General features: G+C 39.3%; 12 protein-coding genes. 11 read left to right on the top strand and 1 reads right to left on the bottom strand.

The features are described from left to right. The first annotated feature begins 345 nt into the window (after nt 1-345). The 11 genes from H7U02_RS04625 (at nt 346) to nt5e (ending at nt 12,908) form a co-directional block, all read left to right on the top strand. Entirely contained in the window at nt 346-1,146 is an 801-nt protein-coding gene (locus tag H7U02_RS04625; protein ID WP_048790284.1) for a TraX family protein, read from the top strand. A 132-nt stretch (nt 1,147-1,278) separates the two neighbouring features. Beyond that, nucleotides 1,279-1,827, top strand: coding sequence for a DJ-1 family glyoxalase III (locus tag H7U02_RS04620; protein WP_048790285.1), 549 nt, complete (start codon nt 1,279-1,281; stop codon nt 1,825-1,827). Between the two features lie 340 nt (nt 1,828-2,167). After that, the gene (locus H7U02_RS04615; RefSeq protein WP_238799541.1) at nt 2,168-2,941 is read left to right on the top strand and encodes a dihydroorotate dehydrogenase electron transfer subunit; all 774 of its coding nucleotides are present in this window, start codon (nt 2,168-2,170) and stop codon (nt 2,939-2,941) included. Nucleotides 2,942-2,950: 9 nt separating this feature from the next. Next, nucleotides 2,951-3,907, top strand: coding sequence for a dihydroorotate dehydrogenase (locus H7U02_RS04610; protein WP_173014508.1), 957 nt, complete (start codon nt 2,951-2,953; stop codon nt 3,905-3,907). Between the two features lie 340 nt (nt 3,908-4,247). Beyond that, on the top strand, nt 4,248-5,690 hold the full coding sequence (locus tag H7U02_RS04605; protein WP_070475982.1) for a HEPN domain-containing protein: 1,443 nt from the start codon (nt 4,248-4,250) through the stop codon (nt 5,688-5,690). 245 nt (nt 5,691-5,935) lie between these two features. Then, the gene (gene pyrF / locus H7U02_RS04600; protein WP_070839112.1) at nt 5,936-6,631 is read left to right on the top strand and encodes an orotidine-5'-phosphate decarboxylase; all 696 of its coding nucleotides are present in this window, start codon (nt 5,936-5,938) and stop codon (nt 6,629-6,631) included. Nucleotides 6,632-6,718: 87 nt separating this feature from the next. After that, a complete protein-coding gene (gene pyrE / locus H7U02_RS04595; RefSeq protein WP_073689313.1) occupies nt 6,719-7,348 on the top strand; it encodes an orotate phosphoribosyltransferase in 630 nt (209 codons plus the stop codon). 85 nt (nt 7,349-7,433) lie between these two features. Continuing rightward, nucleotides 7,434-8,885 (top strand): amidase, encoded by a 1,452-nt coding sequence (locus H7U02_RS04590; RefSeq protein ID WP_073689312.1) that lies wholly within the window; start codon nt 7,434-7,436, stop codon nt 8,883-8,885. 105 nt (nt 8,886-8,990) lie between these two features. Beyond that, nucleotides 8,991-9,839: a transporter substrate-binding domain-containing protein gene (locus tag H7U02_RS04585; protein ID WP_073689311.1), complete on the top strand. Its 849-nt coding sequence runs from the start codon at nt 8,991-8,993 to the stop codon at nt 9,837-9,839. A gap of 58 nt (nt 9,840-9,897) precedes the next feature. After that, nucleotides 9,898-10,551, top strand: a complete 654-nt coding sequence (locus H7U02_RS04580; RefSeq protein WP_002890981.1) for an amino acid ABC transporter permease — start codon at nt 9,898-9,900, stop codon at nt 10,549-10,551. Between the two features lie 110 nt (nt 10,552-10,661). Next, a complete protein-coding gene (gene nt5e, locus H7U02_RS04575) occupies nt 10,662-12,908 on the top strand; it encodes a cell surface ecto-5'-nucleotidase Nt5e (RefSeq protein ID WP_110981410.1) in 2,247 nt (748 codons plus the stop codon). A 36-nt stretch (nt 12,909-12,944) separates the two neighbouring features. Here the strand turns inward: nt5e and H7U02_RS04570 are convergent, their stop codons facing one another. Next, nucleotides 12,945-13,886, bottom strand: coding sequence for an AraC family transcriptional regulator (locus H7U02_RS04570; protein WP_110981532.1), 942 nt, complete (start codon nt 13,884-13,886; stop codon nt 12,945-12,947). Nucleotides 13,887-13,902 lie beyond the last annotated feature (16 nt).

Genomic DNA, 13,902 nt, shown 5'->3' with positions numbered 1-13,902 from the left:
TCAGGCGCTTTTAACACAGCGGAAAGTCTCAGTTAATTGCTCGCTCTGCTCGCAAAAAAAGATATTTCAAAAACTTGCAGAGTTTATGGGCTTTGTTAGTTTTTTTAAATAATTTGCATACGTTATGAACGTAAATATTGCCTAACTATTATAGCACAAAGAGAGTAAAAATGCTTTGGATGGGTAGTCGAAATTGAGTTTGTTATTATTATGAACCATTCTTTATTACAAAAATTGTTCCGCTAAAATAGTTAAAAAGTTATGTCTTTTATTTCCCTGAATACCTTTGAATTTATATCTGACTTGTGGTATCATTTAATATGCTGAAAATTAAAGGAGCATTAAATGAACGATATAAAAAAGATATGCAATGCGACTAATTTAAAATACCTAGCTGTTGCACTTATGTTTTTGGACCAAATCTATCAGATGTTCGGGAGTATGGGGGCACCTATATGGTTGACGATGTTGGGACGTCTGTCTTTCCCAATTTTCCTCTTTCTTGCTGCTGATAGTTTTCACTACACTCATGATCGTATGGCTTTTCTCAGGCGTCTGCTTTACATGAGTTGGTTTATGATCATTGGCAACGCCATCATTGGTAGTATTTTTCATAATGGTAGTATCAGTTTAACCAACAATGCCTTTTCAACCTTCTTTATTACTGGGATTTTTATTTGTTCTTGGGATTTGTTGGCTAAGGGGCTTCGCGATAAATCAAACAAGGAGTTGATTCAAGGGATTGGTGTTTTTCTCTTGCCGATTCTTTCATCTATTCCAGTTGTGATTCTTGCAGGCATATTTGAAACGCCACATGCAAACCCAATCGTTGTGCAGATTGTTGCCTTTATCTTGTCACTTGTGCCAAGTATTATCATGGTTGAGGGTGGCTTTGTAATGGTTATTTTGGGGTTGCTATTCTATATTTTCCGTACCAATCGTATGGCTCAAATCATTGTTTTAGTTGTTATTTCAGTGATTGCCCATCTTTTTGACCCGACAGGCGTTCAGTGGATGATGATCTTTGCGGCAATTCCTATGTATTTCTATAATGGTGAACGTGGTAGTGGTAACAAGAATTTCTTCTATATTTTCTATCCAGCCCATATTTATCTCTTGTGGATCCTAGCAAGTTTGTTTAGATAAAATGACAAAGACAGTCCTTGTGCTGTCTTTTTTCATGTTCAAAGTCAATTTTTATGGTTTGTTTCCTGCTTCTAAAACTGCTATAATTTAAGGCGTAATAGAATCAAGTGATAAGTCAATTGGAGGTATATCATGACAAAAGTAGCAGTAGTATTTGCGGAAGGATTTGAAGAAATCGAAGCCTTGAGCCCAGTGGATGTCTTCCGCCGAGCAGGATTTGACTGTAGCATGATAGGACTTGAAAGTACGTCAGTGACTGGCTCACATGGAATTCAAGTCGCTATGGATGGTGTATTTGATGGTAATTTTGCGGATTATGACTTGGTGGTCCTTCCTGGAGGTATGCCTGGCTCAACTAATCTACGCGACAACCAAGCCTTGATTGCCTCTCTTCAAGAAGCTTCAAAAGCTGGAAAATACGTTGTTGCCATTTGTGCAGCACCAATTGTTCTCGAACGTGCTGGTCTTCTTGAAGGTCGCAAATTCACATGTTTCCCAGGTGTTGAAGAACAAATTGCATCTGGCGAGCATCAAACTGACTTGGTGGTTGTTGATGGCAATATTGTCACTAGCCGTGGTGCCGGAACAGCCCTAGCCTTTGCCTATGCCTTGGTTGATTTGTTGGGTGGCGATGGTCAACAGTTGGCTCATACTATGGTTTACGACAGATTGTTCCAATAATCTTATTTTAAGACGGTTATCCAATATTCTTAACACCTATTGTTAGGAATATTGATAATTTATGTTACCCTATGAGATGATTGAGAACGTATCAAACAGAGGGCCTAGTTATAGGCTGGAGAGACTTTAGCTTAGTTTTTAGAGCTTTGGTTTTTCTTTTCTCCTTTGACATCCGTCTTGAAAACGGTTATAATAATCACAAAATAACCTTTAAATGAGTCCAGAGAGGCTTAAAAGGTCGGACAGAGTGAAACAGCAGGGCTCTCCTGTGATTTTTTGTGCGACCTTGCCATGTGGCGAGGTTTTTTTGATGACATTTTGCAGTTTAGAAAGGGTTGTCATGATTTTAGTTGAAGATTTAACCATTGTGAGTCAGCGTGAGATTGCACCTCGTATTTTCGAGATGGTGCTTAAGGGAGAGATGGTTGCAGATATGCAGGTTGGACAGTTCGTCCATCTCAAAGTGCCAGACCCAAGCAAACTCCTTCGTCGTCCGATTTCCATTTCAGAGATTGACTATGACAAGAAAGAGGCAACCATTGTCTATCGAGTGGAACGCGAGGGAACAGCTATTCTGTCTAAGATGGTAGCTGGGCAAACCATCGATACCATGGGCCCTCAGGGAAATGGTTTTGATATTTCAGTTATTGAGGCTGGGCAGAAAGCCCTCCTAGTTGGTGGAGGTATTGGTGTGCCACCTTTGGTTGAGACAGCTAAACAGTTGAAGGCTAAGGGAGTGGAAGTTGTATCAGTCATTGGTTTTGCCAATAAGGATGCTGTCATTTTGGAGGATAAACTCAGAGCTTGTGGTGAAGTCTACGTGACGACTGATGACGGTTCATACGGTATCAAGGGTTACGTTTCGACAGTTATTGATGGTTTCGACTGGACACCAGATGCCGTGTATAGTTGCGGAGCCCCAGGCATGCTTAAATATGTCGATAGCAAGTTTGAAAATCACCCTCACGCCTATGTTTCTATGGAAGCCCGCATGGCTTGTGGTATGGGCGCTTGCTATGCCTGTGTGGTTCACGTTAAAGGAGAGTCGGACGCCAAAAATCTTCGTGTTTGTGAAGAAGGGCCAGTTTTCCCTACTGGAAAAGTCATCGTCTAGGAGGTTACTATGTCAGAGATGAATTCAAAAAATCGTTTAGCTATTAGCCTTCCAGGGCTCGACTTGAAAAATCCTATTATTCCAGCCTCAGGTTGCTTTGGTTTTGGTCAAGAGTATGCCAAGTATTATGATTTGGATAAACTAGGGTCAATCATGATTAAGGCTACTACCGCCAACCCTCGTTTTGGTAATCCAACACCCCGTGTGGCGGAAACACCATCAGGCATGCTCAATGCCATTGGCTTGCAAAACCCTGGTGTTGATGCTGTCTTGTCTGAAAAACTCCCTTGGTTGCAGGAGCATTATCCTGAGCTTCCAATCATTGCCAATGTAGCTGGATTTTCAAACGAAGAATATGCAGAAGTGTCTCATAAGATTTCCAAAGCCAGCAACGTCAAGGCGATCGAGCTCAACATCTCGTGTCCAAACGTGGACCATGGCAATAACGGCCTACTCATCGGACAAGTCCCAGAGCTTGCCTATGCGGCAGTAAAAGCCAGCGTCTCTCACTCTGATGTGCCCGTCTATGTCAAACTGACACCGAGCGTGGCTGATATCACAAGTGTCGCCAAAGCAGTCGAAGATGCCGGTGCGACTGGTTTCACCATGATTAACACCTTGGTCGGAACACGCTATGACTTGGCTACTCGCAAACCTATCATTGCCAACGGTCAAGGTGGTATGTCTGGGCCAGCCGTCTTTCCAGTAGCCCTTAAACTTATCCGCCAAGTTGCTCTAGCTTCAGACCTTCCAATCATCGGTATGGGGGGAGTCGACAGTGCCGAAGCAGCTATCGAAATGTTCATCGCTGGTGCCTCAGCCATCGGTGTCGGAACAGCCAACTTCGCAGATCCCTATGCCTGCCCTAAAATCATCGATCGCCTCCCTGAAGTCATGGACAAGTACGGTATCACAACACTTGAAGACTTGCGTAAGGAAGTTCGAACAGACTTGTTGGGGAAATAGAATAATTGATTTAAAAGTAAAAAGATGGAAACTAAAACTTCCATCTTTTTTATTGGTGACTTTATGTTCAATTCTTTCTCTAGCGTTGTGAATAAAATATATCATTATAAAGGCGTTTAAATAATCGAAGTTCAGTTAATGCCAGATTATATCTATATATTAGTTAGTATTCTACCTCGAATGGGTGAACTATTTTTTCTAGAAATACTAAGTATTCTTGGAGTATAATATCATTATTGATAGATAAAAGATTTTTTGTATTGTAATTTCTTGAAGCTATGTATTTGATTTTTTAAATTTAGAAACTCAGAAAAACGTTTAAAAAAATAAAAGGAGCATTATGAAATTTAAAGATTATACTTGGGACAAAGAGTTTGATATAAAAGGTTATTTTTCAGAATGTCCAGATAATTTCAATAGTAAGAATAATTTGAGCGGTATTTTACATTATTCTTCAAGAGAAATTGTATTAGAATTATTTGGCGAATTTGAAGAGGACCTAGGTATTTCTTTTAATCTTGGCAAGCATTTGGAAAAAATATATGGATTCACTAGTGATGGCAATATTTTAATTTTAAACACTTATGGAGAACCGATGGTATATTTATCATATCCTGGTTTTTCAATAACTAAATATAGAGTTAAAGACTTTAAAATCTACAGTGTATTTTATAATGAAGTAGAAAACTTTGACTATAATTCAGAAGCCTTTAAGAAATTAATAAATGAATTAGATTCTGAAAAAGTAAAAGAATTTAAATTTAGTTTCGAACACATTGAGGAATGGATTGCCAAATCACTGGTGACCATTAAGCGTGATAAGAATCAAACTATTTTTAAGAGTGCAGTACATAAATATCAATCAACAAAAGCGTTAATAAAATCAGTAGGAATGAACTTTGAGGATTCAGCAATACTACATTCTTCGTTTACAAACATATCATTTACAAGTGATTATTTTATTAAACTTACTTCAGCTGATTCAAAAAAAAGACTTTTTAATGATTTTTATCATGCTTCATGCAAGATTAAGGACCTTATTGAAATTTTATCAAATATACCTTTGTCTTTTACTAATATTGAATTTCTAGTTGATTATAAAATGGTAGATGATAAACGTTTGCCACTGACAAAAGGAAAATTCTTTGTGCAACATGCTAGAAAGTCTAAAAAATGGAAATCAAATTCTCAGCAAGATATCTCTTTAAAGAGATTAGAGAATAATTTTGAAGCTATTTTAAATCATTGGTTTGATAAATCTGAGGAACTTGATTTTATAGTTAAACAATTTTCAAAAAATCTTCATGGTAACTTATTCTTGGAAAATCAGTTGGTTGATGCAATCAGAAATCTAGAAGTATATTCAAGAAATTTTAAGAATTTTAAAATACCGCAACGTTTATCTGATATTGAAGAAGAACAAAAACGATGTTTGCTCAATTTTATAAATACAAATCTCTTAGAGGAGGTTAGAGGTAAGTTTAGAAATAGATTGAAATTTAATAAGAAAGAACCAAGTCTTTCTGAACGGTTGAAAAATTTATTTGATTCAATAGATGAGCTTAATCAGTCTAAAATTTTTTCAAATGTAGAGAGAGAATTGCTGATAAAAAAATTAACTCAAACACGCAATTATTATACTCACGGTGATTCGAAGGATAAATATCCAAAATTGATAACAGATATCAGTGAGATGTACGAAACAACATTGCTTCTTCGAGAAGTTTTAAGATATTATATCTACCAAGAATTAAGAATGAAATATGAATATATAGGTTTCTAAAGACTTTGAAATAAGTTTTAAAAATTTCATTAATGTACTACAGGATAGAGATTAAAGATACCCCCTTTGACATTCCCTCATAAAAGCGCTATAATGGAACAAATTGAACTGAACCTTTAATCGAGTCCAGAGAGGCGAGAAAGGTGTACTGAGATGCTACGGCATCACTAAAGGGTAGGGACTGCCCTATTTTCGTGCAACCTTCGCTGACTGGCGGAGGTTTTTTGTGTGAAAGGATATAAGAAATGAGAGAAAATCGTCCTGTTATTGCCCTTGATTTCCCGACCTTTGAGGATGTGAAGGCTTTCCTTACTAAGTTTCCTGCTGATGAAAAGCTCTATGTGAAGATTGGTATGGAACTCTACTATGCTGCTGGGCCTGAGATTGTACGCTACGTTAAAGAGCTTGGCCATAGTGTTTTCCTTGACCTTAAGCTTCACGATATTCCAAATACTGTGAAATCAGCCATGCGTGTCTTGTCTAACCTTGGCGTTGATATGACTAATGTGCATGCGGCTGGTGGTGTGGAAATGATGAAGGCTGCGCGTGAAGGCTTGGGAGATGGTCCAATCTTGATTGCTGTAACACAGTTGACCTCTACCTCTGAAGAGCAGATGCGTGATTTCCAAAATATCCAAACCACACTTCAAGAATCTGTGGTTCATTATGCTAAAAAGACTGCTGAAGCAGGTCTTGATGGTGTTGTCTGCTCAGCACATGAAGTAGCAAAAATCAAAGAAGCAACAAATGAAGATTTCGTTTGTTTGACACCTGGTATTCGTCCAGCAGGAGCAGCAGTTGGTGACCAAAAACGTGTTATGACACCTGCCGATGCCCGTCAAATTGGTTCAGATTACATTGTTGTTGGTCGTCCAATTACACAAGCTGACGATCCAGTAGCAGCTTATCACGACATCAAGGCCCAATGGAACGGTCAATAAATTTTCAAAAAGACCTTATTTCATAGGAAAATAGATGGAATTAGGTTATAATAAAGAGTAGAAAACGCTTTACGGAGGATAATAATTATGACATTAGCATCACAAATCGCATCTGACTTGCTTGATATCAAGGCTGTTTACCTTAAACCTGAAGAACCATTTACATGGGCATCAGGAATCAAATCACCAATCTACACAGACAACCGTATTACTTTGTCTTACCCAGAAACTCGTACACTTATCGAAAATGGTTTTGTGGAAAAAATTAAGGAAGAATTTCCTGAAGTAGAAGTGATTGCTGGTACTGCAACTGCTGGTATTCCTCACGGTGCTATCATCGCTGACAAGATGAACCTTCCATTTGCCTATATCCGTAGCAAACCAAAAGATCACGGTGCTGGTAACCAAATCGAAGGTCGTGTGGTTAAAGGCGAAAAAATGGTTGTTGTTGAAGACTTGATTTCAACTGGTGGATCAGTACTTGATGCGGTAGCAGCTGCAGAGCGTGAAGGGGCTAATGTTATTGGTGTTGTGGCTATCTTCACTTACGAATTGCCAAAAGCTGAGAAAAACTTCGCTGATGCTGGCGTGAAATTGGTCACTCTTTCAAACTACACTGAGTTGATCAAAGTGGCTAAAGTGCAAGGCTACATCACAGCAGACGGACTTCAACTCTTGAAAAAATTTAAAGAAAACCAAGAAACTTGGCAAGACTAATTATCATGATTGAAGGCGGAACGTTTCAGGCGTTTCGTTTTTTTTAGTATAATTTAGGAAATAATAGAAGTAGGGAGAATATAAGATGTCAGTAAATGAGTGGTCAGATGCAACGGCAATGGTTGAGGCTGTGCGAAATAAGACGGTCAGTCCCCCAGAACTAGTAAAGGATACAATAAGTGAAGCGGAGAGGACTAATACTAAAATCAATGCTATCGTCAGTCAACGTTACGAGAAAGCTTTAGAAGAAGCAGAAACTAGAGACTTTTCAGCTAAACCTTTTGCTAGTGTCCCAATTTTCCTAAAGGATTTAGGTCAGGAGCAAGCTGGTGAGCCGTCAACAGCGGGTTCTCGCCTATTTACAAGTTATCGGGCTAAGGAAACGGATAATTATGTTAAGAAACTTGAGGAATTGGGCTTTATTATCTTAGGACGTTCTAGCACTCCTGAGTTTGGCTTCAAAAATATCAGTGATGCTCAGATTCATGGTCCTGTCAATCTACCTGATGATGTGAGGCGTAATGCTGGTGGCTCAAGTGGTGGAGCGGCTGCTCTTGTAAGTTCTGGCATTTCTCTTTTGGCTCCAGCTAGTGACGGTGGGGGCTCTATTCGCATTCCAGCTTCCTTTAACGGCCTAATCGGTCTCAAGCCTACCAGAGGACGAATTCCTGTCGGTCCTGGTTCGTTTCGTGGATGGCAGGGAGCCTCTGTCCAGTTTGCTTTGACTAAGTCTGTTCGAGATACAAAACGCTTGCTTTATCATATGCAGACGTGTCAGATGGAAAGTCCCTTTATCTTGCCTAAACTTGACAAAGATTCTTTAGGAAAACCAGTTCAACCTCTGAAGATTGCTTTTTCTACTGTCTCTCCTATTGGTGGTAAGGTATCAGAATCTGCTATTGCGGCGACAAAAAAGGCTGCTAGAGCATTAGAAAGTCTAGGACATTATGTCCATGAAATCACCCATCAGCCCTTGAATGGGATTGAAGCTATGCAGTCTTACTACATCATGAATAGTGTAGAGACGGCTGCCATGTTTGATGGTATAGAGGCTGGTTTGGGACGTCAGATAACGCTTGAAGATATGGAGTTAATGACTTGGGCTATTTTCCAATCTGGCCAAAAGATTCCTGCCAAAGTTTACTCTAAAGTCCTAACTCAGTGGGACCAGTATAGCCATCAGATGACGAATTTTCATGAGTCTTACGATATTCTTCTGACTCCTACAGTTGCGGATGTGGCACCTAAACACGGACAGTTTGCACTCTCTCAAAGCCTACAAAATCAACTCAAGCATATGTCTGAGTTTGATTGGCCAAAGCAACAAGAACTTATTTGGGATATGTTTGCGGATAGTTTAGATTGGACGCCTTTCACCCAACAAGCTAACCTGACGGGACAACCATCGATTTCTTTACCTGTCTATCGTGATGGGCAAGGGCTGTCCCTTGGTGTTCAACTGACAGCCGCCAAGGGAAGAGAAGGCCTCCTCTTACACTTGGCCCAACAAATGGAAGAAGGTTCGGTTTTTAGCTGAGCATTATTATTTTCAGTTCAATATTTTGTAAAACCCTTTCAAATAGTGTAGGCTTAGATTATAAGTTTTTTAACTTAACTTAATTATTCAAGGAGACACACATAGATGAAAAAGAGATTTTTCGCCGTTTTTAGCTTAATTTTGGCTGCGGTCTTTTTGGTTGCCTGCTCGTCACAAAGTACAGGTGAGAAGAACTGGGAAAAGATTGAGAAACGTGGTAGCATCAAGGTTGCGACTGCTGGAACACTGTACCCACAAACCTACCACGATGATAAGAATAATTTGACTGGTTATGACGTTGAGATTCTCAAAGAAGTTGGAAAACGTCTTAAGTTGAAAATTGACTTCACTGAGATGGGTGTAGATGGCATGCTTACTGCTGTAAATAGTGGACAAGTCGATATCGCTAACTACTCACTCGAAGACGACAACAAGAATGTTAAAAAATTCTTACGTTCTGAACCATACAAGTATTCCTTCACTTCAATGGTCGTTCGTGAATCGGATAATTCAGGAATCTCTTCATGGAAGGATCTCAAAGGCAAAAAGGCAGCCGGTGCTGCAAGTACAAAGTACATGAAGATTGCCAAAAAAATGGGTGCTGAACTCGTCGTATATGATAATGTTACCAATGACGTTTACATGCAGGACTTGATAAATGGGCGTACAGACGTTATCGTCAACGATTACTATTTGCAAAAGATGGCAGTAGCCGCTATCAAAGACAAGTACCCAGTTAAGATCAACGACGGTATCTACAGTAACCCTTACTCAACAAGCTTTACTTTCTCATTGAAGAATAAAACCCTTCAAGAAAAGGTCAACAAAGCCATCAAAGACATGAAGAAAGATGGTACCCTTACCAAGATTTCAGAGAAATTCTTTGCTGGTCAAGACGTTACAAAGAAAACAAAAGTTGACTATACTGAGATTGATATCTCTGATGTTGAATAATATAAGCGATCCAATTGGATCGCTTATTTGCTAAAGAAATGTTTAGAAAGTTAGACTTATGATTATTGATTTTTCACTGATTCTAAAAAGCATTCCTTATGTCCTATCAGGTCTACCTTATACCTTAGGAATCTCGCTTTTAAGCTTTATGGTTGGGAATGTTTTTGCTATCATCCTTGCCTTTATGCGAATGTCTCAAAAGCCTTGGTTAAAGTATCCAGCCCGCATTTATATTTCCATCATGCGTGGGGTTCCTATGTTGGTCGTGCTCTTCATTCTTTACTTTGGTTTGCCTTATGTTGGTGTTCAGCTACCTGCCCTTCTTTGTGCCTTTATTGGCTTCTCCTGTGTTAGTGCCGCTTATATGGCAGAGATTTTCCGTTCATCCATAGTTGCCGTAGATAAGGGGCAGTGGGAAGCAGCTCGCTCTCTTGGTCTTCCTCAGAAGTCTATTATCCGTCGGATTATCTTACCTCAGGCTATGCGTATAGCAGTAGCCCCTCTTGGTAATGTTATTATTGATATGGTTAAGAGTTCCTCATTGGCTGCTATGATTACAGTGCCTGACATTTTCCAAAATGCTAAGATTATCGGTGGGCGTGAGTATGACTACATGTCTATGTATATCCTAATCGCCCTTATTTACTGGACTTTGAGCTTTACTTTAGAACTGCTTGAAGGCTATCTTGAAAAACGTTTAGCTACCTATTGATTTTTGAAAAAATTATTTGAATATCTAATAAAATATTGAAATTTATTTAATTCTAATCTTATAAATGTGGTATAATAAAAGCGATTTAAAAATCAGAAAGGTCTTTTGGAATGAAGAAGAAAACAGTCGTTGCAACGACACTATCAACCCTACTCGTCTCAACTGCTATCTTGGCTAATGCTGTCCAAGCTGACGAGGTAGAAGCTCATGCAGCTGTAACAGCACCAAGCACTGAAGTAGTAGCTACAGAGGCAACTACCAATGCGACATCTACTGCAGCAACAACTGCAACAAGCGAGTCTGCAGCTCCAGTAGCTAGTTCAACATCAGTTGTTACTGCTTTAACAGCTGAAACAAGCGAGACACCAGTTGCCACAGCCAGTGAAACAGCAACTGCAGCCGCAACTCCTACAACAGAAGTCGTGACAAATGCTAGCACAAGTGCCAGCAACGACACTGTAACTGTTCTTCACACCAACGATGTTCATGGTCGTATGGTTGAAGATGATCGTAACGGAGTTATTGGTGATGCCCTTTTGTCTGGTATCGTCAATGATTCTCGTTCAAAAGGAACAACCCTTGTCTTTGACTCAGGGGACTCATTCCAAGGTCTTCCAATCTCAAACAGCTCTAAGGGGGAGGACATGGCAAGCGTCATGAATGCTGTTGGTTTTGATGCCATGACAGTGGGTAACCATGAGTTCGACTTTGGTCTTGACCAATTGCGTCGTTTGAGCAAACAAATCAATTTCCCAATCATCACATCTAACGTTTATGTGGACGGCGTACGTCTTTTCCAACCATCTACAATCATTGACAAAACACCTGGTGTTGATGGAGATGAAGTAGTTGTTATTGGTGTTACTACACCTGAGACAGCTACTAAGACACACCCACGTAATATCACTGGTGTCTCTTTCACCGATCCTATTACTGAGGTTAAAGCTGTTGTTGACCAAGTGGAATCAAATGCTCGTGCTGAAGGTAAGGAATACAAGACTTATATTGTCCTTAGTCACTTGGGTATAGATACAACAACTCCAGTTGAATGGCGTGGATCAACATTGGCAGAAGCTCTTTCAAACTATGCACCTTTGAAAGGAAAACGTGTTCTTGTCCTTGATGGTCACTCACACACTCTTCACACAGCGACATACGGCGATAATGTCACTTACAACCAAACTGGTAGCTACCTTAACAATGTCGGCCGCGTCGTTTATAATTCTGACCGTGTCTTGTCACATGGCGTGATTTCACACGACGAAGCTAAGAAGAATTATAAAGTTAACCCAACAGTTAAAACTATGATTGATGACATCCAAGCTAAGTACAAGGCAGATTCTTCGAAAGTAGTTATCGAAAATAGTCCAGTTAAACTTAGCGGTGACCGTATGAACGTTCGTGTTCGCGAAACTAACCTTGGTAATGTTGTCGCTGATGCTCTCTTAGATTACGGACAATCAGCCTTCACACACAAGTCTAACCTTGCCGTAACAAACGGTGGTGGTCTTCGTGAAACAATTGCCAAAGACAAACCAATCACTAAAGGTGATATCATTGCCGTTCTTCCATTTGGTAACTCAGTTGCTCAAATCCAAGTGACAGGTCAAAATATCCATGATATGTTTGTCAAATCTCTTGGTTCTATTCTCCAAGTTGACGAAAGTGGTAAAACTGTTCTAGATGAAAATGGTCAACCTCTTCTTGAACCATCTGGCGGTTTCCTTCAAGTATCAGGAGCTCGTGTTTATTATGACACAACACTTCCAGCAGAAAAACGTATCTTGTCAATTGACATTTTTGATCCAGAAACTGGTAGCTATAAACCACTCAACACTAATGAAAATTACTACCTTGTAACCAATGACTTCTTAGCTGCTGGTGGTGATGGCTACACAATGCTTGGTGGTCCTCGTGAAGAAGGTCCTTCAATGGATACCGTCTTTGCGGATTACTTGACACATGCAGACCTATCTAAGTATGCAGTTATCAATCCAAACTCACGTACCATTTCTATTTCAAGTGCTGATTTTGCTGCCTTGAACAAAAAAGAAAATGCAGAAGACCCTACACTTAATCCATTGAGTCCTGTTACGCCATCTAGCGTTGCTGAAGACCTTAAAACAACTAAACCAGTTGTATCTAAAGTAGTAACGACACCTAATGGTAAAGTATTCTTCGTTTCAACAAGAAACGAAGCACTTAAAGAAACAGAAAAAGTGGCAGAAGCTTCTGCTCAAACTGAAGTTCTTCCTACAACAGGTGATAAGGCCTCACACGCTGGACTCCTCGGACTTGGTATGTTGCTAACTCTCTTTGGACTTAGTGGAAAACACAAAGGTAAAGAAAAATACTAAGAAGTTTTCAGATAAAAATTAGAGTTAACCATTTGGCTAACTCTTTTTTGTTTTCTTCTTGTTGCTATGTGTTTTTCGATACTGACTTGGTGTTTGGTCGTAATAGTGTTTAAATTGACGGTTGAAATTTGATAAATTGTTAAAACCAACATCAGTAGCAATTTCCAAAACTGGTTTTACGCTATTACGGAGCTCCTCACAAGCAGCATGTAGTCTTGCTTGAATGATAAATTCAGTACAAGAGGTGCCAGTATGTTGTTTAAAAATTGTCATAAAATGTGTCTTACTATATCCCATGAGCTCTGACAACTTTTCAATCGTGAGATTTTCAGCATAATGTTGATTGATGTAATCAATGATTTCACGAATTTTATCATTTTTTCGATAATGATCATCAGAAGTTTTTCGCTTTACCAAACGATAGAAGTAGAAAAGGTAGATTAATTCTTCCAACTTTGACTTGAGAAGAAGTTCATAGTGACGATCTTTCTGACGAATCATCTTAAAAATCTCGAAGAGAAGTGCTTTAATTTCCGTATACCCCTCGTCTGATGGTCTTAGACATTGTTTAAACTTAAAATTGGAATTCTGTAAGGGCTGAAGATAACGGAGACTAAGCAGATCCACCAGAGACTGTCCCAACATATCCAAATGAAAATGAAGGGTATCAGTATGATGAGACTGATTATCTATGGGATGAATCGAATGAAGCTCATTAGGACATATCAAAAAAATATCTCCAGCCTGACTGTCAAAATAGTCATAATCAATATGATAGCGAGCTGTCCCCTCATAAACGTACTGAATCTCAAGCTCAGGATGCCAATGAAATAGAATATCAGGGCGTCCATTTTCGACCATAGTTTCCTCCAGTCGAAACGGAAACAGATTATCATCAAAATCTATCAAATGTTTAAAATCAGTATCAGTAGCAGCTTGACTCATGATTAACCTTTCAAAATCATAGGATAATACCATGATAGCATTTTCTTTC

It is taken from the genome of Streptococcus sp. 3.1, from assembly GCF_016648915.1.
Lineage (GTDB): Bacteria > Bacillota > Bacilli > Lactobacillales > Streptococcaceae > Streptococcus > Streptococcus salivarius_E.
The sequence above is the reverse complement of the archived record's forward strand: the minus strand, read 5'-3'. Positions and strand labels throughout refer to the sequence as shown.